Origin of the sequence: Methylobacterium sp. Leaf94 (assembly GCF_001426045.1) — a bacterium.
GTDB lineage: Bacteria > Pseudomonadota > Alphaproteobacteria > Rhizobiales > Beijerinckiaceae > Methylobacterium.
On sequence record NZ_LMRM01000034.1, the window covers coordinates 356,394 to 381,967 of the forward strand.

A 25,574-nucleotide genomic window follows, 5' to 3' on the forward strand; every position below is an offset into this window, starting at 1 on the left:
CCCGGATCAGGCGGAGGTCAGGCCCCGGTTCCTGTCACATAATGGCGAACATAGCGAGAACCCAGACCCGTCAGGATCTCGTAGCCGATGGTGCCGGCGGCGCGTCCGACCGTGTCGACGTCGAGGGCGTCGCCGATCAGGGTCGCGGTCGTGCCGCGCCGGGTCTCGGGGGCGTCGGTGACGTCGAGGATGACGAGGTCCATCGAGATCAGCCCGAGGATGGGGCAGCGGACGCCGTCGACCAGGGCGATGCCGCGTCCGCTCGCGGCGCGCGGATAGCCGTCCGCGTAGCCCATCGAGAGGGTCGCCAGCCGCCGCGGCTCGGTGGCCCGCCAGCGGCCGTTATAGCCGCAGGTCTCTCCCGGCGAGACGTCGCGGATCTGCGCGACCTGCGCGTCCAACCGCACCACCGGCCGCATCGGGTTGGGCTTCCACGGGGTCGGGTTGCCGCCGAACAGGGCGTAGCCGGGCCGCAGCAGGTCGTGATGCGCCGCCGCCCCCAGGAAGATCCCGGAGGAGTTGGCGAAGGAGCCGGGCAGTCCGGGATGCGCGGCCCGGACCCGCGCGAAATCCGCCCTCTGGCGCCCGTTGACCGGGTCGCTCGCCAGTTCGGCGCTGACGAGGTGGGTCATCAGCAGCGCGATGCCGGCGCGCGCGATCAGCGGATCGCCCGAGAGTGCCAGGGCCTCGGGCACCGAGAGGCCGAGGCGGTTCATGCCGGTGTCCACGTGCAGGGCCGCCGGAAGGGGGGCGGCGGCGGCCTCCGCCAGGGTGGCCCATTCGGCGAGTTCCTCCCGGCTGCCGAGGACCGGCCGCAGCGCATGCGCCGCCAGCGTCGGGCCGAGGCCGGGCAGGAGGCCGTTCAGCACGTAGATCGTCGCCTCGGGCAGGACGGCCCGGGCCGCGATCCCCTCGCTCAGGTGCGCGACGAAGAACGTCCGGCACCCGGCCGCCCACAGAGCGGGCGCGACCCGGGCGAGGCCGCAGCCATAGGCATCCGCCTTGACCACGGCGGCGCACGCCACCCCCGGCGCCTGGGCGCCGAGCCGCCGCCAGTTCTCCGCGATGGCCGCGAGGTCGATGGTGAGGCGGGCGCCGTGGGTGCCTTCGAGCATCGGGCGCCGTTCCAAATCATTCAGGGCTCGGATGAGATGCCAGCCTTCTCGTTGGAGGCCTCGGGCCAGGGCATGTCACGGTTCAGCACCGCGTCGGCGGAATAAGGACAGGTCTCGGGGAAGGTGGCCTCGGGGAGATTCGTCTCGGCCGCCGCCTCGATCCGTGCACGTCGATAGGCACGGGCCAGGAGGTCCTCCATCTGCGCTCCGAGGCTCGGACTGTCCTCCATCCGCTCCAGCGCGGCGAGGCGCTGGACGCGGATGGAGGTCGTCCAGCTCCGGCTTCGCATGTCCGGCTGATGGTCCCATTTCAGAATGTGCAGCAGGATGATCCGAAGTGCGCTCGTCAGGGCGTTCCGTTCCGCGCGCGCCACCGATTCCACCTCGTCGATCAGATGGGGGATGTCGAGCTTCGCCCAGGCGCGCTGACGCAGATGTCCGGCCTGTTCAAGGGACCAAGCGGCCAGATCGCCGTCATAGGAGGCGCCGAGGCGCGGTTCGGCCTCGACGCGCTTGGGATGTGCCACGGTCGCTCCTTATCGCGTCCGAGTGCGACGGTTCACGAAAGCTGGCGATCTTACAGGATTCCGGGATCGTCCGCGAGGTGCGTCGGCGCCCAGGCGGCCCCGGCCAGAAGCCGCCCGCCTACATCTGCTCCGGCAGGCGGTCGGACTGCGCGAGATCCGAGAAGCGCGTGATGTTGGCGTCGAACTGGAGTTCGACGGTGCCGGTGGGGCCGTGACGCTGCTTGCCCAGGATCACCTCGGCCTTGCCGTGCACGCGGTTCATCTCGGCCTCCCAGGCGAAGAACTCCTCCGTGCCTTCGCGGGGCTTCTTGTTGTTGACGTAGTATTCCTCGCGGAAGACGAACATCACCACGTCGGCGTCCTGCTCGATCGAGCCCGATTCGCGCAGGTCGGCGAGCTGCGGGCGCTTGTCCTCGCGGTTCTCGACCTGACGGGAGAGCTGGGACAGGGCGATGATCGGCACCGCCAGCTCCTTGGCCAGCGCCTTCATGCCGGTGGTGATCTCGGTCATCTCCTGCACGCGGTTGTCGCTGCGCTTGCCCGAGCCGGAGAGCAGCTGCAGGTAGTCGACGATGAGGAGATCGAGGCCCTTCTGGCGCTTGAGGCGCCGGGCGCGGGCGGCGAGCTGCGCAATGGAGATGCCGCCGGTCTGGTCGATGTAGAACGGGATCGTCTGCATGTCCCGGGCGGCATCGGTGATCTTGTAGAATTCCGCCGGCTGGATGTCGCCGCGGCGGATCTTGTAGGACGGCACGCCCGACTGCTCGGCGATGATACGGGTCGCCAATTGCTCGGCCGACATTTCGAGGGAGAAGAAGCCGACGATGCCGCCGTTCTTCGTCTCGGTCCGGCCGTCCGGCAGCTTCTCCGACTGGTAAGCCTTGGCGACGTTGAAGGCGATGTTGGTGACGAGCGAGGTCTTGCCCATGGCCGGGCGCCCCGCGAGGATGATCAGATCCGAGCGCTGCAGGCCGCCCATCTTGGCGTCGAGGTCCGACAGGCCGGTGGCGACGCCCGAGAGCTTGCCCTCGCGCTGGTAGGCCTTGGCCGCCATGTCCACCGCGGCCGTGAGGGCGTCGGAGAACTTTTGGAAGCCACCGTCGTACTTGCCCGATTCGGCGAGCTCGTAGAGGCGCCGCTCGGTGCCCTCGATCTGGTCGCGGGGCGAGGATTCCACCGGCGCCTCGTAGGCGCCGTTCACCAGGTCCTCGCCGATGGTGATGAGGCGGCGGCGGATGGCGAGGTCGTAGATGGTGCGGCCGTAATCGCCGGCATTGATGACGGTGGTGGCCTCGGCGGCGAGGCGCGCCAGGTACTGCATCACCGTCTGGCCGCCGAGGTCGGCGTCGCCCAGGTAGGTCTTCAGGGTGATGGGGGTCGCGAGCTTGCCCGCCTTGATGAGCTGCGAGGCCACCTCGAAGATCTTGCGGTGGACGTCCTCCATGAAGTGCTCGGGCAGGAGGAAGTCCGAGATCCGGTAATAGGCGTCGTTGTTCACCAGGATCGCGCCGAGCAGGGCCTGCTCCGCATCGATGTTGTGAGGCGCGACGCGGAATTCCTGCGCGACGGGCTGAAGGTTGGCCGTCAGGGCGTTGGGCAGGGCCATGGGCTGATTCGAGGCTCCGACTCGTCGATTCATCGTCCGCGCGGTGGTCCGCCGCCGCACGTCGCTATCGCCCGACCATGGCGCCGGCATGGTTAGCCGAACCTTAGCCGATTCGCGCTTTGCGGCTTCCCGTTCCGTCGCGGCCGCATTCTTTGGACGCGCGGACGGGGAGGGCGGTCGCAGAAACGCCCGCCATCCTCGCGGATGACGGGCGTCCATGCTGGAACAAATGCGGAACTAGTCAACCGTTAAGGCCGGTCGTCCCCATTCTTCACCGTCCTGTGGCGCGATTACTCGCGGTCGTCGCCGGCCTCGGCGAGGGCGGCACCGACCTCGAGACCGAGGTCGTCGAGGTTGAAGGCCTCGCGCTCGGTGGTGGACTCGCCGCGGGCCTGACGCTCGGCCTCTTCGGGCGAACGGGCGACGTTCACCGTGATCGAGACCTCCACCTCGGGGTGCAGCACGACCGGGACGGTGTGCAGGCCCAGGGTCTTGATCGGCTGGTTGAGGGCGAACTGGTCGCGGCCCACGGTGAATCCGTCGGCGGTGACGACGTCGGCCAGGTCGCGGGTCGAGACCGAGCCGTAGAGCACGCCGGTCTCGCCCGACTGACGGATGAGCACGAAGCTCTTGCCCTCGAGGGTCTCGGCGACGGACTGCGCCTCGGACTTGCGCTCGAGGTTGCGAGCCTCGAGCTGGGCGCGCTGGGTCTCGAAGTGTTTCTTGTTGCCGTCGGTGGCGCGCAGGGCCTTGCCGCGGGCGAGGAGGAAGTTGCGGGCGTAGCCCGGCTTCACGTTCACCGTCTCGCCCATCTGGCCGAGCTTGGCGACGCGCTCGAGGAGGATGACTTCCATGGTGTTGGTCCTTCGGTTGGGGGGAGGATCAGGGTCGTCCGGCCGCGTCGCGGGGACGGCGGCGGTCGAGGGCGGTATCGGCGATGCCGAACAGGGTCAGGGCGACGAGAGCGACGCCCTGGGTGAAGAAGAGGATCAGGTAGAGGCCGAGCAGGAGGGCGAGGCGCCCGGGCCGGCCGCGGCTGCGGTCGTGGAAGGCGGCGAGGCCCTGGATCGCGAAGGCGGCGCTGAGTGCCCCCGCCACGGCGACGCCGAGCACGCCCGGATAGCCCGGCACGAGGGCGAGCAGCACCGCACCCCCGAGCACGGCCAGCACCCGGCGCGGCATCATCGTCGCGGCGAGGTCCGGCCAGGGGCGGAGCAGGCGCCCGGAGATGCGCACGATGCGGGCGGCGGCCCAGAGATAGAAGGTCAGCAGGACCGTGAGGCCGTGGGTGGCGAGCCCGGGCGCGATAGCCGCGAGGGCGTTGGCGACCTCGGTCCGGGTCGCCTCGGCGGGATCCTGCGGACCCGGCTCGGCCGGGGCCTCGGCCGGAGGCTTGGCGTCTGCCTCGGGGGCGTCCGGCTTCGGAGCGGGGGGCGCCGGATTGGCGGCGCGGTCGGCCCGGACCTGGATCAGCGTCCGGGTCATGCCCCGCAGCTGGGACTGGAAGGTCTCGTAGTTCGGGGCGGCGATGACCGCGATGGCCACGAAGGCGAGGCCGGCCGTCCCGGCGGTCCAGGCGAGCAGGCGCCCGGTCGGATACCATTCCATCGTGCCGTCGGCGCCCGGCCGTCCGAGCAGCGCCAGATAGGCGAGCCACCAGGCGGGCAGGGCGAGATAGGCGAAGAAGCCGAGGCCGAGGAAGGGCTGGACCACGAGGGCGAGGGCCAGGGCGCCGGTCACGGCGGCCACGAGAGCGGCCCGGTGGCTCCAGCCGAGGCCCACGATCAGGATCGGGAGCGGGGCGAGCAGGTAGAGCAGGATCGCGAGCGCCGTCGCCTTCAGCAGGACGCCGAAGAGGAGGGCGGAGACGAGGCCCGCGCCGATACCGATGCCGAGAAACTGTGTCATCAATCCCGCTGTCCCACTGTCCCGGTCCGGGCAGGGTTAGAGGCACGTCCGGCCCCAACGATTCCCGGCCCACCTGTCGGATCGGCCGGTACGAACCTGTGTGCCGCGCGAGCGGCGTGAGGCCCCGGCCCGTGGTGACGGGCCGGGGCGAGCGCCGGGGCGCTTACTTGATCACGTAGGGCAGGAAGCCGAGGAAGCGGGCACGCTTGATCGCCTGGGCGAGCTCACGCTGCTTCTTGGCCGACACCGCCGTGATGCGCGACGGGACGATCTTGCCGCGCTCGGAGACGTAGCGCGACAGGAGCTTGACGTCCTTGTAGTCGATCTTGGGCGCGTTCGCGCCCGAGAAGGGGCAGGTCTTCCGACGACGGAAGAAGGGACGGCGTCCGCCGCCCGCACCACCACCAGCCCCGCCAGCGGCGGGTGCACCGGGTCCAGCACCAAATGCCATGACTTAAGCCTCCCCGCCGAAGCTGCGCTCGGGGCGGTCGCCCCGGTCGCCGCGATCACCCCGGTCGCCGCGATCGCGGTCGCCGCCGAATCCACCACCGCCGAAGCCTTCGTCGTCCCGACGACGGCCGCGCTCACGATCCTTGCGGTCGTCGCGGTCGCGCTTCTGCATCATCGCCGACGGCTCGGACTCGAGCTCTTCGACGCGGACGGTCATGAAGCGGAGGACGTCCTCGGAGATCTGCATCTGGCGCTCCATCTCGGCCAGAGCGGCCGGGGGGGCGTCGACGTTGAGGAGCGTGAAATGCGCCTTGCGGTTCTTCTTGATGCGGTAGGCGAGGGACTTCACGCCCCACATCTCGATCTTCTCGACCTTGCCGCCATTGGCTTCGATGACGCCCTTGTAGGTCTCGACCATGGTCTCGACCTGCTGGGCCGTCACGTCCTGGCGCGCCAGGAAGACGTGTTCGTAGAGAGGCATTAACGGGCCCTTCATATTCAAAGGGACCCGACGGCACGAAAAACGTGCGGGAAAGGAAGCGTCGGGCCGGTTCATCCGCAATCGCCCGGCGCCAAGCCCTTCGAGCCGTTTGAAGGCCCGAGCGGTTGATCGAAGGCGGAGACACGGGACGACGGGGTCGGCCTTTCACGAGGCTTCACCCTATGCCGAACGAATCGACACCGTCCGTTCAGCCCCCAGCCGGAGCGAACGCGAGGGGTGGCGGATAAACGAATCGGTCGGGATTGGCAAGCCGGGGCGGACGCGGGGGGGCTGTCCGAGCCGCCGCCCGGAGCCTGATCCGCTTCGAACGGATCGTCACCCGGGCCAGCGGGTCGACCCCGCAACGCGGGCGGGCCGGGATGAGTCCGCGACGCGGCGGGCCGGGTCGGAAGGCCGATCGCGGCGTTCGCGACCGATCGACCGATGGGGACCGGCTTACTTGTCCGGCTTCTCCGAGAGGATCGCGCCGGTCATCGGGTCGGCGTGGAACTGCATCTTGACGCCGTTCTTCACGCCCTCGCCCTCCCAGTGGCCGTCATCGGCCTCGAATTCGGTGATGCTGGTGTAGCCCGCGGCCATCAGCTTCTGCTTGACCTGATCGGCCGGCATCCAGTCGGCGCCCGGCGTGTCGGCCAGGGCGAGGCTCGCCGGGCCGGTGCTGAGGGCGAGGGCGAGGAGGAGCGTCGAGAACCGGTTCATTGCGGATCACCCGTCGGGTTGGCGTTCGCCGATCCAACAGGTCGCGCCGGGTCCGGTTCCGGACCGGTCACGGCGCCTCGCCCGCGAAGATCGCGGCGATCTCCGCCGGGCCGAGGACGCGGTATTCGCCTGGCGCGAGGTCGTCCGGCAGGCCGAGGCCTCCGACGCGGTCGCGGTGAAGGGCGGTGACGTGGTTGCCCAGAGCGGCGAACATGCGCCGGACCTGATGGTAGCGCCCCTCGTGCAGGGTCACCACGGCGCCGGTCTCGCCCTCGGCCTCGAACCCGACCGGCAGGAGCGGCTTCTCCTCGCCTTCCAGCATCAGCGTGCCGGAGGCGAGGACCGTGCCCTCGTCGCCCTTCAGCGGACGATCCAGGGCGACGCGGTAGCGCTTGGCCACGTTGGCCTTCGGCGCGATGATCCGATGCAGGAGGGCGCCGTCATCGGTGAGGAGCAGGAGGCCGGAGGTCTCCTTGTCCAGGCGGCCGACCGTGGAGAGGGCAGGGTCGCGCCTGCGCCAGCGATCGGGCAGGAGACCGTAGACGAGGGGGCCCGCCTCCTTGTGCGAGCAGGTCACGCCGAGGGGCTTGTGCAGCATCAGGGTCAGGCCCGGCGGCGGGTCGAGGGCGGCGCCGTCGACGGTCATTCGCTGGGCGAGGTCCGGCGTCACCGGGATGCGCTGATCCGCGTCGCGCAGGGGCGAGCCGTCGAGGACCACGAGGCCGGCGCGGGTGAGGAGCGCGATCTCCCGCCGCGAGCCGTAGCCCATATTGGCGAGCAGGCGGTCGAGCCGCAGCTGCGCGATCTTGGCCGGCCGCGTCATCGGCGCGCCTCGTAGATCTTGTAGCCGCCGGCCGAGGCCTTCAGCGTCACGCTCTTGAAGGCCGCCTTCAGGGGCGCCTCGTAGGGCAGGTGGGTGTTGGCGGTGAGCCAGAGGCTGCCCCCCGGGCGCAGGGCTTCCGCCGCCCGGGCGATGAAGGCCTGGCCGAGGGCCTGGTCCTCGGCGCCGCCGTCGTGGAAGGGCGGGTTCATCACCACGAAGTCCAGTCGCGACAGGCCGAGGCCGCCGGCGCGGATATCGGCCCAGCGCAGGGTGGCGCGCGGATCGCCGACGTTGCGCGTCGCCATCTCGATGGCGCGCCGGTCGAGGTCGATCAGCGTCAGGGCCGTCACCTTCGGCGAATGGAGGACGGCCCGGGCCAGGATGCCGAGGCCGCAGCCGAAATCGGCGCCGGCGCCGGCGAGGGGCGGCAGGTGGGCGAGGAGCAGGGCCGTGCCGGGATCGAGGCGGTCGTAGGAGAAGATCCCGGCCTGCGTGCAGAGGGCGAGGTTGTCGATGTGGCGCGGACCGCCCTCGTGGAGGGCGTCCTCGAGACCGCTGATCGCTTCCGGGCGCGTGCCGACGCAGATCCGGTGGTGGCGCCGCGCCTCCTCCTGAACCGCGCAGCCGAACCCGGCGAGTTCCTTGGCGAGGCGGCTGCCGCCGCGATCCTTGGGGGCCAGCGCCGTCAGACGCCCGCCGGGCCGCAGGGCCTTGAGGCCGAGTGCCAGCACGTAGCGCCGCTCGATCGTCCCGGCCGGCGCCAGGATGTCGAGCCGCTCCAGGCGCCCGGGCTCCAGATCCTCGAGGCGGGCCGCGCCGGGGCTCAGTGGCGAGACCTGGACCGCGTGCGGGGGCACCTCCACCAGTTCCAGGGGCGGCGCGCCGTAGACGGCTTCCGAGACAGGCATGGTGGACATCGTGACGGGATCCGGCGCGACGGCGCGCGCGCCTCGACGGCTCAGGGCGTGACAGGAAATCGGGAGGCTCGGCCAGAGCGCGACAAGAATCGCCGCGGCGTCGATCTCCCGTTCTCATAGCCCATGCTCAGCCGCGCGGGAACTCCAGACCCATCTCCCGATAGCGCGCCGGATCGTCCGCCCAGTTCTCGCGCACCTTCACGTGCAGGAAAAGGTGCACCGTCTGCTCGGCCGCTTCTGCGATCTCATGGCGTGCCGCCTGGCCGATGGCCTTGATGGTCTGGCCGCCCTTGCCGAGCACGATGGAGCGCTGGCTCTCGCGCTCCACGAAGATGGTCTGCTCGATGCGGACCGATCCATCGGGACGCACCTGCCACTGGTCCGTCTCGACCGTGGAGCGGTAGGGCAGTTCCTCGTGCAGGCGGTCGTACAGCTTCTCGCGCGTGATCTCGGCGGCCAGCATCCGGATCGGCGCGTCCGAGACCTGGTCCTCCGGGTAGAGCCAAGGGCTCTTCGGCATCATGCCGGCCAACGTCGTCTTCAGCGTTTCGATGCCGTCGCCGTTCAGGGCCGAGACCATGAAGGTGTGCAGGAAGGGAATCCGCTCGTTCAGGGAGGCCGCAAGGGCCAGCAGGCGGTCGCGCGGGATCAGGTCGATCTTGTTCAAGATCAGCACCTTGGGGCGCTTCACGTCCGGCAGCTTGGCCAGGATCGCGTCAACCTCCTCGCTCACGCCCTTGCGGGCGTCGATCAGCAGGCAGACCGCATCGGCATCCGAGGCGCCGCTCCAGGCCGAATGCACCATCGCGCGGTCGAGGCGGCGCTTGGGGGCGAAAATCCCCGGCGTGTCGACGAGGATGATCTGCGCGGTGTCGTGCATGACGATGCCGCGCACCAGGGCGCGGGTGGTCTGCACCTTGCGGGAGACGATCGAAACCTTGGTGCCCACGAGGCTGTTCAGCAGCGTCGACTTGCCGGCATTGGGGATGCCGATCAGCGCGACGAACCCCGCGGTGGTGTTCTCCGGCATCGTCACCGCGGGAAGCGGCTGCAGCGGCGGCGGGGCGAAGTCGTCGTCGCCGTCGAAGTCGTCGTCGGGCACATCGGCGTCAGGCATCGGGGGCATGTCCTTCAGCGACGTCCGCCGACGTCTCCTGGGTTCGGGAGGGAGCGGGGCCGGTGATCTCGCGCTCCAGCACGAGGCGGGCGGCCTCCTGCTCGGCGAGGCGCTTCGAGGGGCCGATGCCGATGCCGGCCTCCAGTCCCTCGACGCGGACGGCGATCTGGAACACCGGCGCGTGGTCGGGACCCGAGCGTTCGACCACTTCGTAGAACGGGATTGGCAGGGCCCGGGCCATGGCCCATTCCTGCAGGGCCGATTTGGCGTCGCGGCCGCGGGGGGCCGCCGTGTCGGTGTCGGGGGTGAAGGCCGCGTTGACGATGCCCTTGGCGACCTCGTAGCCGGCATCAAGGAACACCGCCCCGAGGATCGACTCGCACACGTCCGCCAGGATGGTCTGGTTGCGCCGTCCGCCGCTCTGAACCTCGCCGGGGCCGAGGGCGAGATGCGGGCCGACGTCCCAGGTGGTCGCGACGGCGGCGCAGGTCTCGCGCCGGACGAGCCCGGCGAGACGCCGCGACAGCTCGCCCTCGTCGGCCTGCGGAAACGCCTCGTAGAGGAGGTCGCCGATGGCGAGGCCGAGGACGCGATCGCCCAGGAATTCCAGGCGCTGGTAGCTGCCGAGCCGGCCGTTCCCGCCGGCCTTGCTCACGTGGGTGAGGGCCTGGACCAGCAGCTTCGGGTCGGCGAAGACGTGGCCGACCCGCGCCTCGAGCACCGCGAGGTCGGGCTTCGGACGGGGCGCGCGCCGCGCCCGGCTGGAGGGACGCGCCTCTTCGGTCACGATGGATAACGTCCTAGTGGATGGTCGTGAACAGCCGGTTCCAGCGCACCTTCGCCGGCCAGTTCCAGATCTGCCATGCCGGCGTGCCTTCGTCGATGGAGAAGAAGATCATCTCCGCGCGGCCGACGAAGTTCTCGAACGGCACGAAGCCGACATTGGCGAGATCGCGCGAATCCGTCGAGTTGTCGCGGTTGTCACCCATCATGAAGAACCGGCCTTGCGGCACGGTGTAGGGCTCGGTGTTGTCCCAGTAGCCGTTGTCGCCGTCGCGCTCGATCACCCGGTGGGTGACGCCGTTGGGCAGGGTCTCGAGGTACTGCTCGGCCTTGGCCTGCTCGCCGTACGGCCCGGTGGTCTCGAAGGGCGCGATCTTCTCGCGCTTCACCGGCACGTCGTTGATGTAGAGCAGCCCGGCCTTCATCTGGATCTTGTCGCCGGGCAGGCCGATGACGCGCTTGATGTAGTCGGTAGCGTTGTCCTTGGGCAACTTGAACACGGCGATGTCGCCGCGCTTGGGCTCGGCGCCCCAGATCCTGCCATCGGCCGTGAAGGGCAGGTACTCGCTCAAGGGCAGAGAGTACTTCGAATAGCCATACGAATATTTCGAGACAAACAGGTAATCGCCGATCAGGAGCGTGGGAACGAGGGAGCCCGAGGGGATGTTGAACGGCTGGAACAGGAGCGTACGCACCACCAGCGCGATCAGCAGCGCCTGGCCGCCGACCTTCAGCGTCTCCTTGATGCTCGCCCAGGTGCCGGTGTCAGCAGCCTTCAGGTCACGCTTCGTCTGCTGGTCCACGCGGGCACGTTCCATCTGGCTGCCATCTCCGGTCCGACGCTCGCGCCCGGATTCCGGGCGGCTTCCGTCGTTGACGGTCGACCGGCGGCATAGACCATGCGGAAAGGCGCCGCAACGCAGGGGGCTATCGGCTAAGTCCCGGGCGTGCTGTCCGGCACCGCCTCGATGATCACGAAGGCCTGAGCCATGGGCGGGTCGTCCGTGAGGGTGATGTGCAGCTTCGGCACGTGGCCGGCCGGGACCATCGCGGCGAGGTGCACTGCGGCCGCCCCGGTGAGGCGGAGGGTCGGCCGGCCGCCGGGCAGGTTCACCACCTCCATGTCGCGCCAGAAGACGCCCCGGGCGATGCCGGTGCCCAGCGCCTTGGCGCAGGCCTCCTTGGCGGCGAAGCGGCGGGCATAGGAGGGGGCCCGCGCCGCGCGGGCATCGCATTTGGCGCGCTCGCCATCGGTGAAGACCCGATGGGTGAAGCGCTCGCCGTAACGGTCCAGCGATTTTTCGATCCGGCGGATGTCGCAGAGGTCGGAGCCGATGCCGAGAATCATGCCCGGGCCGCGTCCATGGCAGCGCGCATGTCGCGGATCGCCTGGGGCAGGCCGACGAAGATCGCTTCGCCGATGAGCGCGTGGCCGATGTTCAGCTCGGCGATCTCCGGCAGGGCCGCCACCGGACCGACGCTGTCGAGGGCCAGGCCGTGACCGGCATGGACCTCCAGGCCGAGCCCCGCCCCGTAGGTGGCCGCCTGGGCGATGCGGTCGAGCTCGTGCGCCGTGCGCGTGGCGTCGCCCTCGGCCACTGCCTCGCAGTAGCTGCCGGTATGGAGCTCGACCACCGGCGCCCCGAGCCGGCGGGCCGCCTCCATCACTGCCTCGTCCGGCTCGACGAAGAGCGAGACCCGGATGCCGGCCTCGGACAGGCGGGCGATGCGGGGTTGCAGCGCGTCGTGGCCGCCGATGATGTCGAGGCCGCCCTCGGTGGTGCGCTCCGCGCGCTTCTCCGGCACCAGACAGGCGGCATGCGGCTTCAGCCGGATCGCCATCTCGATCATCTCGTCGGTGGCCGCCATCTCGAAATTGAGCGGCACCGTCAGGATGCGCGCCAGCGTCTCCATGTCGGCGTCGCGGATGTGCCGCCGGTCCTCGCGCAGATGCGCCGTGATCCCATCCGCTCCCGCCGCGACCGCCTCGCGGGCCGCGCGAATCGGATCGGGCGCCGTGCCGCCGCGGGCGTTCCGCACGGTCGCGACGTGGTCGATGTTGACGCCGAGCCGGAGGCGGCTCGGCCGAGAGGTAGGAAAGGACATGGAGGCGGACTCCGGGCACGGGCGTGGCGCCCTGACGGAACGGCGGACGCGCCCCTACATAGGTGCGGCGAGGCTTCAGGGGGATACGGCGCGCGATGGCTTTTCTCGATGGACTGCTCGGCCACGGCAGCGATCTCTCGCCGGCGGAGGTCAACCAGCAGATGGCCGGCATTCTCACCGAGGGCGAGCCGGTGCAGGTCGCCTTCCGGATCCTGCGCGACCTCATCGTGTTCACGGACCGGCGCCTGATCCTGGTGGACAAGCAGGGCCTCACCGGCCGGAAGGTCTCGTACCTGACCGTGCCCTACCGGGCGATCACGTCGTTCTCGGTGGAGACGGCGGGCAGCTTCGACCTCGATTCCGAACTGGCGATCTGGGTGTCGGGCCGGGGCGAGCCGATCCGCAAGACCCTCAAGCGCGGCGCCAACATCCTGGCGATCCAGCAGGCGATCGCGGCGTCGATCCGGTGAGATCGACCGCCCCGGCGAACCTTGCCTCGGCGGCCGGGCTCTGTTAAGGCCCCGCCCATTCCACACGCGGAGCCGGCCTCATGCCTGAATGAGGCGTTTCCGGTGGTCGTCGTCCCTCGGGCGCGATCGCTTCCTCCGCGGCGGTACCAACCGGAGAGTACAAAAGACATGGCCGTCGATTTCACCATGCGTCAGCTTCTCGAGGCCGGCGCCCACTTCGGACACCAGGCCCACCGCTGGAACCCGAAGATGCAGTCCTACATCTTCGGGACGCGCAACAACATCCACATCATCGATCTCGCCCAGACCGTGCCGGCCCTCCACCAGGCCCTGCAGGCGGTGAGCGACACCGTCGCCAAGGGCGGCCGCGTTCTGTTCGTCGGCACCAAGCGCCAGGCGGCCGACACCATCGCGGAAGCCGCCAAGCGCTCGGCCCAGTACTACGTCAACTCCCGCTGGCTCGGCGGCATGCTGACCAACTGGAAGACCATCTCGGGCTCGATCCAGCGCCTGCGCAAGGTCGACGAGACCCTCGACGGCGGGGCCCAGGGCCTCACCAAGAAGGAGCGCCTGATGCTCGCCCGCGAGAAGGACAAGCTCGAGAAGGCGCTCGGCGGCATCAAGGACATGGGCGGCGTGCCGGACCTGCTGTTCGTGATCGACACCAACAAGGAGCAGCTGGCGATCAAGGAGGCCCAGCGCCTCGGGATCCCGGTGGCGGCCATCGTCGACACCAACTGCAACCCGGACGGCATCACCTACGTCGTTCCCGCCAACGATGACGCCGGCCGCGCCATCGCCCTGTACTGCGACCTGATCGCCCGCGCCGCCATCGACGGCATCTCGCGCGGCCAGGGCTCGATGGGCATCGATCTCGGCGCCTCCGAGGAGCCGGTCGCCGAGGAGCTGCCGGCGAACGACGACGGCGCGACCTCCGTCGAGTCGGGCTCGGTCAACCAGGCCGACGTCGCCGCCCTCGTCGAGTCCACCGAGCACTTCGAGCTGCTCTCGGCCCCCCGCGGCGCGCCCGACGACCTGTCCAAGCTCCACGGCGCCGGCCCGCAGATCGTGCAGAAGCTCAACGAAGCCGGCATCTATCACTACTGGCAGCTGGCCTCCATGAGCGCCGACGACGTCGCCAAGGTCGATGCCGACCTGAAGCTGAACGGCCGCATCGGTCGCGACGGCTGGGTCGACCAGGCCCGCGGCTTCGTCGAGGCTGCCGCTGCCGCCTGATCCCGCTGCGGCGGCCCGTCATCGGGCCGCCATCGCCAGATCGGACACTGCTTCCTGAAGCCCGGTGCTTTCCAAGAGCGCCGGGCTCAGTCGCTTCAAAAGACTCAGCTTCGCTGAACCCGTTCGCTTCAGAAGCCTTCCCGCGGGAAGGTTTCGCATCCGACAAGACACGGAAAGGACCCGCCATGGCCAACATCACCGCCGCACTGGTGAAAGAGCTCCGCGAGAAGACCGGCGCGGGCATGATGGACTGCAAGGGCGCGCTCAACGAGACCGATGGCGACATCGAAGCCGCCGTCGACTGGCTGCGCAAGAAGGGCCTCGCCAAGGCCGCCAAGAAGGCCGGCCGCGTGGCCGCCGAGGGTCTGGTCGCCGTCGAGTCCGCCGGCCACCACGCCGCGATCGTCGAGGTGAACTCCGAGACGGACTTCGTCGCCCGCAACGACAGCTTCCAGGCCTTCGTCCGCGAAGCCGCCAAGCTCGCGCTCAACACCGACGGCACGCTGGAAGGCCTCGAGGCCGCCACGTTCCCCGGCGCCGCGACCACGGTCAAGGAGAGCCTCGCCAACCTCATCGCCACCATCGGCGAGAACATGACCCTGCGCCGCGTCGCCAAGCTCGACGTGACCAAGGGCGTGATCGCCTCCTACGTCCACGGCCAGGTGGTCGAGGGCCTCGGCAAGATCGGCGTGCTCGTGGCGCTGGAGTCCGAGGGCGACGTCGAGGTGCTCTCCACCCTCGGCCGTCAGATCGCCATGCACGTCGCCGCCACCAACCCGGTGGCACTCGATGCCGCCGGCGTCGATCAGGCGACCCTCGACCGCGAGATCAACATCCTGCGCGAGAAGAATGCCGGCAAGCCCGAGAACGTGCTCGCCAAGATCGTCGAGAGCGGCCTGAAGAGCTACTACAAGGAGGTCACCCTCCTGGAGCAGCCCTTCGTGCACGACGGCTCCAAGACCATCTCCCAGGTCCTGAAGGAGGCCGAGGGCAAGGCCGGCGCGCCGGTCAAGCTCGCCGCCTTCGTGCGCTACGCCCTCGGCGAGGGCATCGAGAAGGACGACGGGCCGGACTTCGCGTCCGAGGTCGCGAACCTTTCGCGCTGACAAGACACCGGCGCCGATCGTGCATTCGGCGCCGGGGACATCCGAATACGTCGAGGGGCGGCGGCAGGAATGCCGCCGCCCCTCGACGTTCCGGCCTCCCTTGGGCTAGACACCCCTCCGCTTCCGATTGGCTCCCCGACCTGATCCAGGCCGGGTTAGAGGGGACTGGCTCGATGCCGGAGACCACACCGTTTCGCCGCGTCCTCGTGAAACTCTCCGGCGAGGCGCTGGCCGCACCGGACGGGTACTGGCTGCATCCCCCGACCCTGGCGGGCATCGCCGACGACATCGCCCGCACCCGCGAGGCCGGCGTGCAGATCGCCCTGGTGGTCGGCGGCGGCAACATGATCCGCGGCGCCCGCATCTCGGCGGCCGGCTGGATCGACCGGGCCACCGGCGATTCCCTCGGGATGATGGCGACCGTGATGAACTCCCTGGCGCTGGAAACGGCCCTGAACGCCGCCGGCGTCCCGGCGCGCACGATGTCGGCGGTCTCGATGCCGACCATCTGCGAGACCTATGCGCGCCAGCCCGCCCTGCATCATCTCGACAAGGGCCAGGTGGTCGTCCTCGCCGGCGGCACCGGAAACCCGTTCTTCACCACCGACACCGCCGCCGTCCTGCGGGCGGCCGAGCTGCGCTGCGATGCGGTGTTGAAGGCCACGCAGGTGGACGGCGTCTATTCAGCCGATCCGAACCGCGACCCCACCGCCACGCGCTACGACCGGCTGACCCATGACGAGGCCATCGCCCGCGACCTCAAGGTGATGGACACCGCCGCCTTCGCGCTCGCCCGCGAGAGCCGCCTGTCGATCGTCGTCGGGTCCGTCCACGCGCCGAGCTCGATCCTGGCGATCCTCACGGGTGGTGCCCCGGCGACCCAGGTTGTCCCCTAGGCACCGCTGCGGCCGCGGCCTTTCGGTGGGCGACGCCTGCGGACGTCGCCGCTGTCCTTCCGGCTGTGGCGCCCGATCTTGATCAGGGGTTCGCGAGCCTGGCGCCGGGTCGGGCGGCCGGCGATCTCTTGAAGCCCCGGAGGAGCTCCGGTCGCCGGCGCGGCGCAAGCGTCTTGCGGCGCATCGCCGCCACGGCGGTCGGGCGCCGATCGAGCCGTGCGACGTCCCCGGGCGTAGGGTCGGGGATGCCGGTCGCGCCGCACGCCCGTGAGACTCTCCATCCGCTGCGGCGATTCGATCCGATCCCGCTGTCCGCGGCCCGCGTCTGCCCGCCTGCGCGCCCGCGCCGATGTCGGGGGAAGCCAGGGCGTGCCGCGCTTCGGACCGCCTGCAGTGGAGGCTGGGAAGGCTCGGGCCCGCAGCGCGCCCGCCCGGCCCGGGCGTTTCCTGCCCCAACGACACGAACGCCATTTGCGACCCACTGGATTTTGGTTCATTGAGGCCCACGAACGGGCCCCGGCGGCCCGACCCATTCCCTCAAGTTCGCGTCGGGATAGTCCAGCATGGCAGCCATTCCAGAATTCGACCTGAATGACCTCAAGCGTCGCATGCAGGGCGCCGTGACGTCGCTGAAGGGGGATCTCGGATCGCTCCGGACCGGCCGCGCGACCCCGAGCATCCTCGATCCGATCCAGGTCGATGCCTACGGGGCGATGATGCCCATGGCGCAGGTGGCGACGGTGAGCGTGCCCGAGCCCCGTCTTCTCAGCATCTCGGTCTGGGACCGCGGCATGATCGCCGCCGTCGAGAAGGCGATCCGGGAATCCGATCTCGGCATGAACCCGCAGACCGAGGGCCAGACCATCCGCCTGCGCGTGCCCGAGATGAACGAGCAGCGCCGCAAGGAGATGGTCAAAGTCGCGCACAAGTACACCGAGGAAGCGCGCGTCGCCGTCCGCCACGTCCGCCGGGACGGTCTGGACCATCTCAAGAAGCTGGAGAAGGACGGCGCGATCAGCGAGGATGACGAGAAGCGTCAGGCCGGCGAGGTCCAGAAGGCCACCGACCAGTTCATCGCCGAGATCGACGGCGTGCTCGCCGCCAAGGAGAAGGAGATCATGCAGGTCTAGGATCCCGGATCGGGATCGGGGCCACGTGTGATCGGCACGAGAGACGGTTGGGGGAGAAGCGCGTTGGGTCGCTCAGAAGGCGCGCGTCAGATCGAGACGGCGCGGGTGCACGGCACGGACGTCGCGCTGGGCGCGGCGGAGACCGCTGCGGCGGTGTATCCGGGTGCGCCCCTGCCTGCCCTGGCGGCGCCCCCGACGCACGTCGCCATCATCATGGACGGGAACGGCCGCTGGGCCGCCGATCGCGGCCTGCCACGGGTCGAGGGGCATCGGCGTGGCGTCGAGGCGGTCCGGCGCGCCGTGCGCTCCGCCATCGAACTCGGCGTGCGCTACCTGACGATCTACAGCTTCTCCTCCGAGAACTGGCGGCGGCCGCCTGCCGAGGTTGCGGACCTCATGGGTCTGATGAAGCTCTTCGTCCGCCGCGACCTGGCGGATCTCCACGGCAACAACGTGCGCATCCGCATCATCGGCGAGCGCGAAGGCCTGCCGGCGGACATCGCCGGATTGCTCGACGAGGCCGAGCAACGCACCCGGGCCAATACGGGCCTGACCCTCATCGTGGCGTTCAACTACGGCGGCCGGCAGGAAATCCTGCGGGCGGTCCGCAGCCTGGCCCGGGACGTGGCGGCGGGACGGCTCGCACCCGATGCCATCGATCTCGACGTACTCACGGGCGCCCTCGACACCACCGGCATCCCGGACCCGGATCTCGTGATCCGCACCTCCGGCGAGCAGCGCCTGTCGAACTTTTTGACCTGGCAGACGGCCTACGCGGAATACGTGATCGTGCCGGAGTTCTGGCCGGATTTCGACCATGCCGCCTTCCGCGCCGCCGTCGACGAGTATCACCGCCGCGACCGTCGCTTCGGCGGCCTCAGCGGCAAGGCCGGCTGATCATGGCACCCGGAGAGGCGGCACCCGCCTCGCAGCGCGGCCTCCTCGCCAGCCGCGAGTTTCACACCCGCCTGGTGTCGGCCATCCTGCTCGGCGCGATCGTGCTCTCCGCCCTCGTCCTCGGCGGCTGGCCCTTCGCGGTGATCTGGCTCGCCGCCGGGATCGTCTTCGCGGCCGAGTGGATCGGCATGAGCGCGGTCGTGCCCCGGCGTCTCGTCCTGGCGCTGACTGCCGCGACGCTGTTCGGCCTCGTCCTCTGCCTGCACGGCGACGCCCCGCTCGGGATCGCCCTCGGGGTCGGCGCCGTCGGGGCGGTCCTCGTGGCGGCCGTGGCCCGCGGCGGGGCGGGACGGGGGCGGGCCCTCGTGGGCCTGGCCAGCTCGGCGGTGATCGCCCTGGTTCCCACCGCCCTGCGCGACGATCCTTCTATCGGCCTCCTGGGACCGGCCTGGATGTTCGCCGTGGTCTGGTCCACCGACATCATCGCCTACTTCACCGGCCGGACCTTCGGCGGCCCGAAGCTGATGCCGAAGGTCAGCCCGAAGAAGACCTGGTCCGGGGCGCTCGGCGGCCTCGCGGCGGGCACGTTGGCTGGTGTCGCCCTGGTGATGGTCGCGCGCGACCATGGCTGGAGCGACCTCGCGACCACTTCGCTCGCCCTCGTCGCCCTCGTCAGCGCCACCGCCTCCATCCTGAGCCAGGGCGGGGATCTCGCGGAATCCGCCCTCAAGCGCCGCTACGGCGTGAAGGATTCGGGCCGTTCCATTCCCGGCCATGGCGGCGTCATGGATCGCCTCGACGGCTTCTTCGCCGTGGCCGTCCTGGTCGGCCTCTATCTCATCGCCCGCCGCCTCGCGGCGGCCTGAAGGACCCTTCCGTTGCTGACCGTCACCATTCTCGGCGCCACCGGCTCCATCGGCCAATCGACCGTCGACCTGCTGCTTCAGCATCCCGACCGCTTCCGCATCGGCGGTCTCGTGGCGGGGCGCGACGTCGAGGCCATCGCCCGGCTCGCCGGCAACCTGCAGCCCGATTTCGTGGCCCTGGCCGACGCGTCCGCCGGTCCGGCCCTGCGCGACGCCCTGGCCCATACCGGCATCCCGAACGGGGCCGGTGAGGGCGCCGTCCTCGAGGCGGTTGCCCGGGATGCCGACATCGTGGTGGCGGCCGTGAGCGGGGCCGCCGGTCTGCGCCCGACGCACGCGGCGCTGAAGCTCGGGCGTACCGTCGCCCTCGCCAACAAGGAGAGCCTGGTCTGCGCCGGCGACGCCTTCATGCGCGACGCCAAACGCTACGGCGCCACCCTGCTGCCGGTCGATTCCGAGCACAACGCCCTCGCGCAGGCCCTGGGTGACGGCCGCCTCGACGACGTGGCGAAGATGACCATCACCGCTTCGGGCGGTCCGTTCCGGACCTGGACGCGCGAGCGCATCGCCGCCGCGTCGCCCACGGAAGCGGCGGCCCACCCGACCTGGTCGATGGGCATGAAGATCAACATCGATTCGGCTTCCCTAATGAACAAGGGGCTGGAGCTGATCGAGGCGCACCACCTGTTCGCCCTCGAACCCGAGCGCCTCGATGTCATCGTCCATCCGCAATCGATCGTGCACGGCCTCGTCTACTGGCGCGACGGAGCGGTGACCGCGGGCCTCGCCATGCCGGACATGCGAGTGCCGATCGCCCATTGCCTCGGTCTCGGCGAGCGCCTGACGATCGCCCGCGGCCGCCATCTCGATCTCGCCGCCGCCGGCAGCCTGACCTTCGAGGCCGCCGACGAGGCGCGCTTCCCCTGCTTGGCGATCGCCAGGGCGGCGCTCGCCGCCGGGGGCGCCGCACCCACCGTGATGAACGCGGCCAACGAGATCGCGGTCGCGGCCTTCATCAAGGGCGCGATCGGCTTCTACGGCATCGCCGACCTGGTCGAGCGCGCCTGCGCGCACTTCGCCGGCCAGTACCGGACCGCGCCCGAGGATGTCGACGAGGCCCTGGCCATCGATGCCGAGGTGCGCCGCTGGAGCAGCCAGGCCGTCGCGGCGGCCTGAGCCCGGGCTCAGGCCTCGGGGCTGTAGCCCGCCAGGAAGACGCGCACGGCCTCGCTGACGTTGTGCTCGATCTCCGCCTCGGAGACGCCGTCGCCGGCGTTGAAGAGGAGGCGCGTCAGGAGACCGGCCTGGCAGATCTGCAGGAACTGGCGCGCGGCCAGATCCGTACCGGCCGGGCGCAGGCGCCCCGCCGCGACCTGCGCATCGAGATAGGCGGCCAAGCGCGTCGTGCCCTGCACCGGCCCGGCCTCGAAATAGGCCTGGCCCAGGCGCGGGAACTTCTCGCAGGCGCCGATGACCATCCGAATCACCGTGACGTGCTCCGGCCGGATCATCTCGGCAAGGTAGCTCCGGCCGAGACGGGTGAGGACGCCCCGCACGTCGGGATCGTCCGCATCGAGCCGGAACAGCACCTCCGCGAGACCCCGCTTCTCGGCGAGCGCCAGATCCTCGAACAGCGCCTCCTTGCTGTCGAAGTAGACGTAGAGGGTCCCCTTCGAGACGCCCGCCGCCTTGGCGATCTCGCCCATGCTCGCCCCGTCGAAACCCGATGCCATGAAGACCGCGCGCGCCCCGTCGAGGATCTGGCGACGCTTGTCGGTCTCCCCCGATGTGCGCTCCCGCGCATCGCGCGGGGCCTGTGCGGTCGCCATGGCCCTGACCCTCATTGACCGAACGGTTCGGTCACAATATCCCAAGGCCGTGGGTCGCGCCAGCGTTCGCAGGCCCGAAAATGACCGAACGGTTCGGTCAATTCTCTCGAAGAACGGGATCGAAGCCGTGAGATCGATGCCATGAGCTTGCGCCAGGACGACGGGTTTCGGGCCGAGCCGGCTCAAGGCGACGCCATCCGAGCCGATGCCGTCGAGACGCGGACTGTCTCGGCGTCACCGGCCGCCGCGCCGGCCCAGCCGATGACGCCGGCGGTCATCGCGCCGTCGACGGGCGAAGCCCGCGTCAAGCCCCGGCGGACGCGCAACGTCGTTCTGGCGACGCTGCTCCTCGCCGCCCTCGGCGGGGGGGCCTACAAGGCGCAGGCCTGGTGGACCGTCGGACGGTTCTTCGTCAGCACCGACGACGCCTATGTCCAGGCCGACATCTCGGTCCTGGCCGCCAAGATCCCGGGTTATCTCGCGGCGGTTCCGGTCGTGAACGGGCAGATGATGCACAGGGGCGACGTCATCGCCCGGATCGACGACGGCGATTACCGCCTCGCCGCGCAGGCCGCCCACGACAAGCTCGTCACCCAGCAGGCGGCCATCGCCCGGATCGCCCGGCAGGTCGAGGCGGCGCAGGCGCAGATGCTGCAGGCCTCGGCCCAGATCGATGCCAACCGGGCCGATGCGGTCCGCGCCACGGCCGATTACGCCCGCCAGCAGCAGCTCGAGAAGGTCGACTTCGTCGCCAAGGCGCGGATCGAGCAGGCGCGGGCCGACCGCGACCGGACGGACGCCGCCGTGAAGGGGGCCGAGGCCGCCCTGGTGGCCATGCGCGCCAATGTCGAGGTGCTGCGCGCGCAGGGCAAGGAGGCGGAGGGCCTCGCCGCCGAATTGCGCACCGCCGAGGCACGGGCCGCGCGCGATCTGGACTTCACGACGATCCGGGCGCCCTTCGACGGCGTGATCGGCAACAAGGCCGCGGAGGCCGGCGCCTATGTCTCCCCGGGCTCGCGCATCGCCGCCCTGGTTCCCCTGGAGAGCGTCCGCATCGACGCGAACTTCAAGGAGACCCAGGTCGAGCGCATGCATCCGGGCCAGCGCGTGCACATCGCGGTGGATGCCTATCCGGATCGCGATATCGTCGGCGAGGTCGAGTCGCTCTCCCCCGCCTCCGGCTCGGTCTTCAGCCTGCTGCCCCCCGACAACGCCACCGGCAACTTCACCAAGATCGTCCAGCGCCTGCCGGTGCGGGTCCACGTACCGGCGGACGTTGCCCGAGCGGGCCTCCTGCGGCCCGGCCTGTCCGTGACCGTCCGGGTGGACACCCGCGAGAACGCCGAGACCGCGGCCGGAGACGACCGCCTCCGCACGGCCGCCCGGCACTAGGGGCCAGCGATGGCCGCGACCGCCACCCTGGGACCGGCCGCACCGGCCGCCGAACCGCCGCTCGACCGCCGCCGGATGGTGGCGTTCGTCTGCATGGTGTTCGGGATGTTCATGGCGATCCTGGACATCCAAATCGTCTCGGCGTCGCTCGCCGAGATCCAGGCCGGCCTGTCGGCCTCGGGCGACGAGATCCCCTGGGTCCAGACCAGCTACCTCATCGCCGAGGTGATCTCGATCCCGCTCTCCGGCTTCCTGTCGCGGGTCGTCTCGACGCGCTGGATGTTCGTGATCTCGGCCGGCGGCTTCACGCTGATGAGCCTGATGTGCGCCACCTCCACCTCGATCGACGAGATGATCGTCTGGCGGGCCGCGCAGGGCTTCATCGGCGGCGGTATGATCCCCACGGTCTTCGCCTCCGCCTTCACGATCTTCCCGCCCTCGAAGCGCTCCATCGTTTCGCCGATGATCGGCCTCGTGGCGACGCTCGCGCCCACCATCGGGCCGACGGTGGGCGGTTACCTCACCGACCTGTTCGACTGGCACTGGCTGTTCCTCGTCAACGTCGTGCCGGGGATCTTCGTGACGGTCTCGACCTACCTGCTGGTCGATTTCGACGAGCCGAACCTGACCCTGTTCAAGCGCTTCGACTGGTTCGGCCTCGTGTTCATGGCGCTGATGCTCGGCTGCCTCGAATACGTGCTGGAAGAAGGTCCGAACCATGATTGGCTCGCCGACGAGGCGGTCTTCGCCTGCGCGGTGGTGTGCCTGACCGCCGGACCCGCCTTCTTCTGGCGGGCCTTCACGGCCGCCGAGCCCATCGTCGACCTGCGCGCCTTCTCCGATCGCAACTTCACGGCCGGCTGCCTCTTCAGCTTCGTCCTCGGCATCGGCCTCTACGGCCTGACCTACCTCTACCCGGTCTATCTCGGGCGGGTGCGTGGCTACTCGGCGCTCCAGATCGGCGAGACGATGTTCGTCTCGGGCCTCTGCATGTTCGCCACCGCGCCGATCGCCGGGCGCTTCTCGGGCAAGGTCGACCCGCGCCTGATGATGGCGCTCGGCTTCCTCGGGTTCGCCACCGGCACCTGGATGGTCACGGGCCTGACCAAGGACTGGGACTTCTGGGAACTCCTGGTGCCGCAGATCCTGCGGGGCTGTTCGCTGATGCTGTGCATGATCCCGATCAACAACATCGCCCTCGGCACCCTGCCGCCGGCGCGCATGAAGAACGCCTCGGGCCTCTACAACCTCACCCGCAACCTCGGCGGGGCCGTCGGGCTCGCGCTGATCAACACCGTCCTGAACGACCGCTGGGACCTTCACCTCGCCCGCCTGCACGAGCGCTTCACCTGGACCAACACCGCCGTGCTGGAGCGCCTGGACATGACCCGCCGGCAGTTCGAGGTGCTCGGCGGCGATGCCGACGCGATGGCGCTGAAGGCCATGATGAACACCGTACGGGTCCAAGGTCTGGTGATGGGATTCACCGACGTCTTCCTTGTTCTGACCGTCCTGTTCGTGGCCATGGCCTGCGCCGTGCCCTTCATCCGGCGGCCCCGTGCGGCGGCCGGCGGCGGCGGGCACTGAGGACGTCGAGCGCGCATCCGAAGCCGGCGCGGTTCTTTACCCTGACCCCGGGAATGCGGGGACAGCGCCGCGCGATGCGCCCCTGCGACCGCAAACCCCGGCCAAAAGGTTTGCGTTCGCGTTCGACGCATCCGATCTGCTACAGCGGAGCGACGGCCCCGGGGGAGGCCGAGAGGATCGACCAATGGACTTTCTGAACGCCATGGGCGGCACGGCGAGCGGCTTCTTCGGCGCCGTGATCCCCTTCCTGATCGTGCTGAGCATCGTCGTGTTCGTGCACGAGATGGGACATTTCCTGGTGGGGCGTTGGTGCGGGGTCGGCGTTCACGCCTTCTCCCTCGGCTTCGGACCGGAACTGTTCGGCTTCAACGACCGGCATGGGACGCGCTGGAAGCTCTCGGCGATCCCCCTCGGCGGCTACGTGAAGTTCCACGGCGACGCCAACGGCGCCAGCGCTCCGGATCCCGAGGCCCTGGCCCGCATGTCCCCACAGGAGCGGGCCACCAGCTTCCCGACGCAGCCCCTGCCGAAGCGCGCCGCCATCGTGGCCGCGGGACCGATCGCCAACTTCATCCTCGCCATCGCGCTGTTCTCCGGCGCCATCTATTTCGGAGGGCGTTACGAGACGCCGGCCCGCGTCGAGGCCGTGATGCCCGACAGTGCCGCCGCCCGGGCCGGCTTCGAGCCCGGCGACGTGATCCGCGCCATCGGCGGATCGCGGGTCAACAGCTTCACCGACATGCAGCGGACGGTTTCGGGGGCGGCCGGCTCCAGCCTGACCTTCACGGTCGAGCGCGGCGGCGAGACCCGCGAGCTCGTGGCCGTGCCCGAGCGCAAGGAGGATGTGACGCCGTTCGGTCGTCACCGCTTCGGCCGGCTCGGGATCCAGGGTCCGAAGGCGAGCGAGGCGAAGCTCGTGCATTACGGCCCGGTCCAGTCCCTCGGCCTCGGGACCTACGAGACCTACTTCGTGGTCGACCGGACGATCGACTACATCGGCAAGCTGGTCACCGGCCGGGAATCCCCCGATCAGCTCTCCGGACCGATCGGGATCGCCCGCGTGTCGGGTGCCGTGGCCCAGAGCGGCGGCCTCGGGGGCCTGATCGGGTTGATCGCGTTGCTCTCGGTCTCGATCGGCCTCCTCAACCTCTTCCCCGTGCCCCTGCTCGATGGGGGCCACCTGCTGTTCTACGCCTTCGAGGCCGTCCGCGGCCGGCCGCTGAGCGAGCGGGCCCAGGAGATCGGTTTCCGCATCGGCCTCGCCCTCGTGCTGTTCCTCATGCTGTTCGCCGCCTGGAACGACATCCTCAACCTCGGCGCGTCCTGGGGCGCACGCGGAACCTGAGCGCGACCGGACGGGACCGTCCGGCGTTCGCGCTCCGGTCCCGCTACGGGACACGCAACCGCCTCGATCTTAACCACAATCCGTCGCGCGCGCGGAACCTTCGGGTTTCGCGCGCAACCGTTTGTTGACCCTGTTCGACGATCGGGCCGGGGCGTTAAGTGACCGGAAGGCCACGTCTCCCCAAAATCCCCGGTGTGCAGGACCCCCCGGCGTTTGCTTAACGCGGGAATCCCGATAGAAGCTGAGCTTGGGACCAGATGTCAGGAC

Annotated in this window: 27 protein-coding genes; 11 read left to right on the forward strand and 16 right to left on the reverse strand. The window is 69.9% G+C overall.

All coding sequences use genetic code 11. The features are described 5' to 3' along the window. Nucleotides 1-17: 17 nt before the first annotated feature. The 15 genes from alr to ASG63_RS17230 all read right to left on the reverse strand — a co-directional run bounded on the left by alr (nucleotide 18) and on the right by ASG63_RS17230 (nucleotide 12,553). A complete protein-coding gene (gene alr, locus ASG63_RS17160; protein ID WP_056218976.1) occupies nucleotides 18-1,115 on the reverse strand; it encodes an alanine racemase in 1,098 nt (365 codons plus the stop codon). A 20-nt stretch (nucleotides 1,116-1,135) separates the two neighbouring features. Continuing rightward, entirely contained in the window at nucleotides 1,136-1,642 is a 507-nt protein-coding gene (locus ASG63_RS17165; RefSeq protein ID WP_082559356.1) for a DUF29 domain-containing protein, read from the reverse strand. 118 nt (nucleotides 1,643-1,760) lie between these two features. After that, nucleotides 1,761-3,248, reverse strand: a complete 1,488-nt coding sequence (locus ASG63_RS17170) for a replicative DNA helicase (RefSeq protein ID WP_056218979.1) — start codon at nucleotides 3,246-3,248, stop codon at nucleotides 1,761-1,763. A gap of 290 nt (nucleotides 3,249-3,538) precedes the next feature. Beyond that, nucleotides 3,539-4,102, reverse strand: coding sequence for a 50S ribosomal protein L9 (gene rplI / locus ASG63_RS17175; protein WP_056218980.1), 564 nt, complete (start codon nucleotides 4,100-4,102; stop codon nucleotides 3,539-3,541). A gap of 28 nt (nucleotides 4,103-4,130) precedes the next feature. Continuing rightward, nucleotides 4,131-5,156 (reverse strand): DUF2232 domain-containing protein, encoded by a 1,026-nt coding sequence (locus ASG63_RS17180; RefSeq protein ID WP_056218984.1) that lies wholly within the window; start codon nucleotides 5,154-5,156, stop codon nucleotides 4,131-4,133. Nucleotides 5,157-5,319: 163 nt separating this feature from the next. Then, the gene (gene rpsR, locus ASG63_RS17185; protein ID WP_056173092.1) at nucleotides 5,320-5,607 is read right to left on the reverse strand and encodes a 30S ribosomal protein S18; all 288 of its coding nucleotides are present in this window, start codon (nucleotides 5,605-5,607) and stop codon (nucleotides 5,320-5,322) included. 3 nt (nucleotides 5,608-5,610) lie between these two features. Beyond that, entirely contained in the window at nucleotides 5,611-6,087 is a 477-nt protein-coding gene (gene rpsF, locus ASG63_RS17190; RefSeq protein WP_055956175.1) for a 30S ribosomal protein S6, read from the reverse strand. A 456-nt stretch (nucleotides 6,088-6,543) separates the two neighbouring features. Beyond that, nucleotides 6,544-6,807 carry a PepSY domain-containing protein gene (locus ASG63_RS17195; RefSeq protein WP_056218987.1) on the reverse strand — a complete coding sequence of 88 codons (264 nt, stop codon included), beginning with the start codon at nucleotides 6,805-6,807 and terminating at the stop codon, nucleotides 6,544-6,546. A gap of 67 nt (nucleotides 6,808-6,874) precedes the next feature. Next, nucleotides 6,875-7,612, reverse strand: coding sequence for a pseudouridine synthase (locus ASG63_RS17200; RefSeq protein ID WP_156394235.1), 738 nt, complete (start codon nucleotides 7,610-7,612; stop codon nucleotides 6,875-6,877). Nucleotides 7,613-7,626: 14 nt separating this feature from the next. Continuing rightward, on the reverse strand, nucleotides 7,627-8,547 hold the full coding sequence (locus ASG63_RS17205; protein WP_156394228.1) for a class I SAM-dependent methyltransferase: 921 nt from the start codon (nucleotides 8,545-8,547) through the stop codon (nucleotides 7,627-7,629). Nucleotides 8,548-8,674: 127 nt separating this feature from the next. Then, nucleotides 8,675-9,577 carry a GTPase Era gene (era, locus tag ASG63_RS17210; protein ID WP_156389836.1) on the reverse strand — a complete coding sequence of 301 codons (903 nt, stop codon included), beginning with the start codon at nucleotides 9,575-9,577 and terminating at the stop codon, nucleotides 8,675-8,677. Between the two features lie 79 nt (nucleotides 9,578-9,656). Further along, nucleotides 9,657-10,451, reverse strand: coding sequence for a ribonuclease III (rnc, locus tag ASG63_RS17215; RefSeq protein WP_056218996.1), 795 nt, complete (start codon nucleotides 10,449-10,451; stop codon nucleotides 9,657-9,659). A 13-nt stretch (nucleotides 10,452-10,464) separates the two neighbouring features. Further along, a complete protein-coding gene (gene lepB / locus ASG63_RS17220; RefSeq protein ID WP_056218999.1) occupies nucleotides 10,465-11,265 on the reverse strand; it encodes a signal peptidase I in 801 nt (266 codons plus the stop codon). Nucleotides 11,266-11,381: 116 nt separating this feature from the next. Continuing rightward, nucleotides 11,382-11,795 (reverse strand): holo-ACP synthase, encoded by a 414-nt coding sequence (gene acpS, locus ASG63_RS17225; protein WP_056219002.1) that lies wholly within the window; start codon nucleotides 11,793-11,795, stop codon nucleotides 11,382-11,384. Further along, nucleotides 11,792-12,553, reverse strand: a complete 762-nt coding sequence (locus ASG63_RS17230; RefSeq protein WP_056219005.1) for a pyridoxine 5'-phosphate synthase — start codon at nucleotides 12,551-12,553, stop codon at nucleotides 11,792-11,794. Before ASG63_RS17230 ends, acpS begins: the two co-directional genes overlap by 4 nt. Before the next feature lie 95 nt (nucleotides 12,554-12,648). Here ASG63_RS17230 and ASG63_RS17235 point away from each other — a divergent pair, with 95 nt between their 5' ends. The 8 genes from ASG63_RS17235 to dxr all read left to right on the forward strand — a co-directional run bounded on the left by ASG63_RS17235 (nucleotide 12,649) and on the right by dxr (nucleotide 20,330). Beyond that, the gene (locus tag ASG63_RS17235) at nucleotides 12,649-13,023 is read left to right on the forward strand and encodes a PH domain-containing protein (RefSeq protein ID WP_056219008.1); all 375 of its coding nucleotides are present in this window, start codon (nucleotides 12,649-12,651) and stop codon (nucleotides 13,021-13,023) included. A gap of 168 nt (nucleotides 13,024-13,191) precedes the next feature. Then, entirely contained in the window at nucleotides 13,192-14,259 is a 1,068-nt protein-coding gene (locus ASG63_RS17240) for a 30S ribosomal protein S2 (protein ID WP_056219011.1), read from the forward strand. A 185-nt stretch (nucleotides 14,260-14,444) separates the two neighbouring features. Then, complete coding sequence (tsf, locus tag ASG63_RS17245) at nucleotides 14,445-15,365, forward strand: translation elongation factor Ts (protein WP_056219016.1); 921 nt, start codon at nucleotides 14,445-14,447, stop codon at nucleotides 15,363-15,365. A gap of 173 nt (nucleotides 15,366-15,538) precedes the next feature. After that, entirely contained in the window at nucleotides 15,539-16,261 is a 723-nt protein-coding gene (gene pyrH, locus ASG63_RS17250) for a UMP kinase (RefSeq protein ID WP_056219019.1), read from the forward strand. Nucleotides 16,262-16,824: 563 nt separating this feature from the next. Beyond that, on the forward strand, nucleotides 16,825-17,391 hold the full coding sequence (frr, locus tag ASG63_RS17255; RefSeq protein ID WP_056219022.1) for a ribosome recycling factor: 567 nt from the start codon (nucleotides 16,825-16,827) through the stop codon (nucleotides 17,389-17,391). Nucleotides 17,392-17,454: 63 nt separating this feature from the next. Next, entirely contained in the window at nucleotides 17,455-18,288 is an 834-nt protein-coding gene (locus tag ASG63_RS17260) for an isoprenyl transferase (RefSeq protein ID WP_082501245.1), read from the forward strand. 2 nt (nucleotides 18,289-18,290) lie between these two features. Then, complete coding sequence (locus tag ASG63_RS17265; protein ID WP_056219024.1) at nucleotides 18,291-19,154, forward strand: phosphatidate cytidylyltransferase; 864 nt, start codon at nucleotides 18,291-18,293, stop codon at nucleotides 19,152-19,154. 12 nt (nucleotides 19,155-19,166) lie between these two features. Then, entirely contained in the window at nucleotides 19,167-20,330 is a 1,164-nt protein-coding gene (gene dxr / locus ASG63_RS17270; protein WP_056219027.1) for a 1-deoxy-D-xylulose-5-phosphate reductoisomerase, read from the forward strand. An 8-nt stretch (nucleotides 20,331-20,338) separates the two neighbouring features. On the opposite strand, the gene ASG63_RS17275 is transcribed toward dxr, so the two are convergent. Further along, a complete protein-coding gene (locus ASG63_RS17275; RefSeq protein WP_056219031.1) occupies nucleotides 20,339-20,983 on the reverse strand; it encodes a TetR/AcrR family transcriptional regulator in 645 nt (214 codons plus the stop codon). 141 nt (nucleotides 20,984-21,124) lie between these two features. Between ASG63_RS17275 and ASG63_RS17280 the strand changes: the two genes are divergently transcribed. From ASG63_RS17280 to rseP, 3 genes are all read left to right on the forward strand, one after another. Continuing rightward, complete coding sequence (locus ASG63_RS17280; RefSeq protein ID WP_056219033.1) at nucleotides 21,125-22,375, forward strand: HlyD family secretion protein; 1,251 nt, start codon at nucleotides 21,125-21,127, stop codon at nucleotides 22,373-22,375. A 9-nt stretch (nucleotides 22,376-22,384) separates the two neighbouring features. Beyond that, the gene (locus tag ASG63_RS17285; RefSeq protein ID WP_056219036.1) at nucleotides 22,385-23,962 is read left to right on the forward strand and encodes a DHA2 family efflux MFS transporter permease subunit; all 1,578 of its coding nucleotides are present in this window, start codon (nucleotides 22,385-22,387) and stop codon (nucleotides 23,960-23,962) included. Nucleotides 23,963-24,146: 184 nt separating this feature from the next. Next, the gene (gene rseP, locus ASG63_RS17290; RefSeq protein ID WP_056219039.1) at nucleotides 24,147-25,307 is read left to right on the forward strand and encodes an RIP metalloprotease RseP; all 1,161 of its coding nucleotides are present in this window, start codon (nucleotides 24,147-24,149) and stop codon (nucleotides 25,305-25,307) included. The last annotated feature ends 267 nt before the right edge of the window (nucleotides 25,308-25,574 follow it).

What these genes read in the sequence shown, in the direction of transcription:
- alr (WP_056218976.1), bottom strand. Translation starts at nt 1,115, where the DNA reads ATGCTCGAAGGCACCCACGGCGCCCGCCTCACCATCGACCTCGCGGCC.
- ASG63_RS17170 (WP_056218979.1), bottom strand. Translation starts at nt 3,248, where the DNA reads ATGGCCCTGCCCAACGCCCTGACGGCCAACCTTCAGCCCGTCGCGCAG.
- rplI (WP_056218980.1), bottom strand. Translation starts at nt 4,102, where the DNA reads ATGGAAGTCATCCTCCTCGAGCGCGTCGCCAAGCTCGGCCAGATGGGC.
- ASG63_RS17180 (WP_056218984.1), bottom strand. Translation starts at nt 5,156, where the DNA reads ATGACACAGTTTCTCGGCATCGGTATCGGCGCGGGCCTCGTCTCCGCC.
- rpsR (WP_056173092.1), bottom strand. Translation starts at nt 5,607, where the DNA reads ATGGCATTTGGTGCTGGACCCGGTGCACCCGCCGCTGGCGGGGCTGGT.
- rpsF (WP_055956175.1), bottom strand. Translation starts at nt 6,087, where the DNA reads ATGCCTCTCTACGAACACGTCTTCCTGGCGCGCCAGGACGTGACGGCC.
- ASG63_RS17195 (WP_056218987.1), bottom strand. Translation starts at nt 6,807, where the DNA reads ATGAACCGGTTCTCGACGCTCCTCCTCGCCCTCGCCCTCAGCACCGGC.
- ASG63_RS17205 (WP_156394228.1), bottom strand. Translation starts at nt 8,547, where the DNA reads ATGTCCACCATGCCTGTCTCGGAAGCCGTCTACGGCGCGCCGCCCCTG.
- era (WP_156389836.1), bottom strand. Translation starts at nt 9,577, where the DNA reads ATGCCGGAGAACACCACCGCGGGGTTCGTCGCGCTGATCGGCATCCCC.
- lepB (WP_056218999.1), bottom strand. Translation starts at nt 11,265, where the DNA reads ATGGAACGTGCCCGCGTGGACCAGCAGACGAAGCGTGACCTGAAGGCT.
- acpS (WP_056219002.1), bottom strand. Translation starts at nt 11,795, where the DNA reads ATGATTCTCGGCATCGGCTCCGACCTCTGCGACATCCGCCGGATCGAA.
- ASG63_RS17230 (WP_056219005.1), bottom strand. Translation starts at nt 12,553, where the DNA reads ATGTCCTTTCCTACCTCTCGGCCGAGCCGCCTCCGGCTCGGCGTCAAC.
- ASG63_RS17235 (WP_056219008.1), top strand. Translation starts at nt 12,649, where the DNA reads ATGGCTTTTCTCGATGGACTGCTCGGCCACGGCAGCGATCTCTCGCCG.
- ASG63_RS17240 (WP_056219011.1), top strand. Translation starts at nt 13,192, where the DNA reads ATGGCCGTCGATTTCACCATGCGTCAGCTTCTCGAGGCCGGCGCCCAC.
- tsf (WP_056219016.1), top strand. Translation starts at nt 14,445, where the DNA reads ATGGCCAACATCACCGCCGCACTGGTGAAAGAGCTCCGCGAGAAGACC.
- pyrH (WP_056219019.1), top strand. Translation starts at nt 15,539, where the DNA reads ATGCCGGAGACCACACCGTTTCGCCGCGTCCTCGTGAAACTCTCCGGC.
- frr (WP_056219022.1), top strand. Translation starts at nt 16,825, where the DNA reads ATGGCAGCCATTCCAGAATTCGACCTGAATGACCTCAAGCGTCGCATG.
- ASG63_RS17265 (WP_056219024.1), top strand. Translation starts at nt 18,291, where the DNA reads ATGGCACCCGGAGAGGCGGCACCCGCCTCGCAGCGCGGCCTCCTCGCC.
- ASG63_RS17275 (WP_056219031.1), bottom strand. Translation starts at nt 20,983, where the DNA reads ATGGCGACCGCACAGGCCCCGCGCGATGCGCGGGAGCGCACATCGGGG.
- ASG63_RS17280 (WP_056219033.1), top strand. Translation starts at nt 21,125, where the DNA reads ATGAGCTTGCGCCAGGACGACGGGTTTCGGGCCGAGCCGGCTCAAGGC.
- ASG63_RS17285 (WP_056219036.1), top strand. Translation starts at nt 22,385, where the DNA reads ATGGCCGCGACCGCCACCCTGGGACCGGCCGCACCGGCCGCCGAACCG.
- rseP (WP_056219039.1), top strand. Translation starts at nt 24,147, where the DNA reads ATGGACTTTCTGAACGCCATGGGCGGCACGGCGAGCGGCTTCTTCGGC.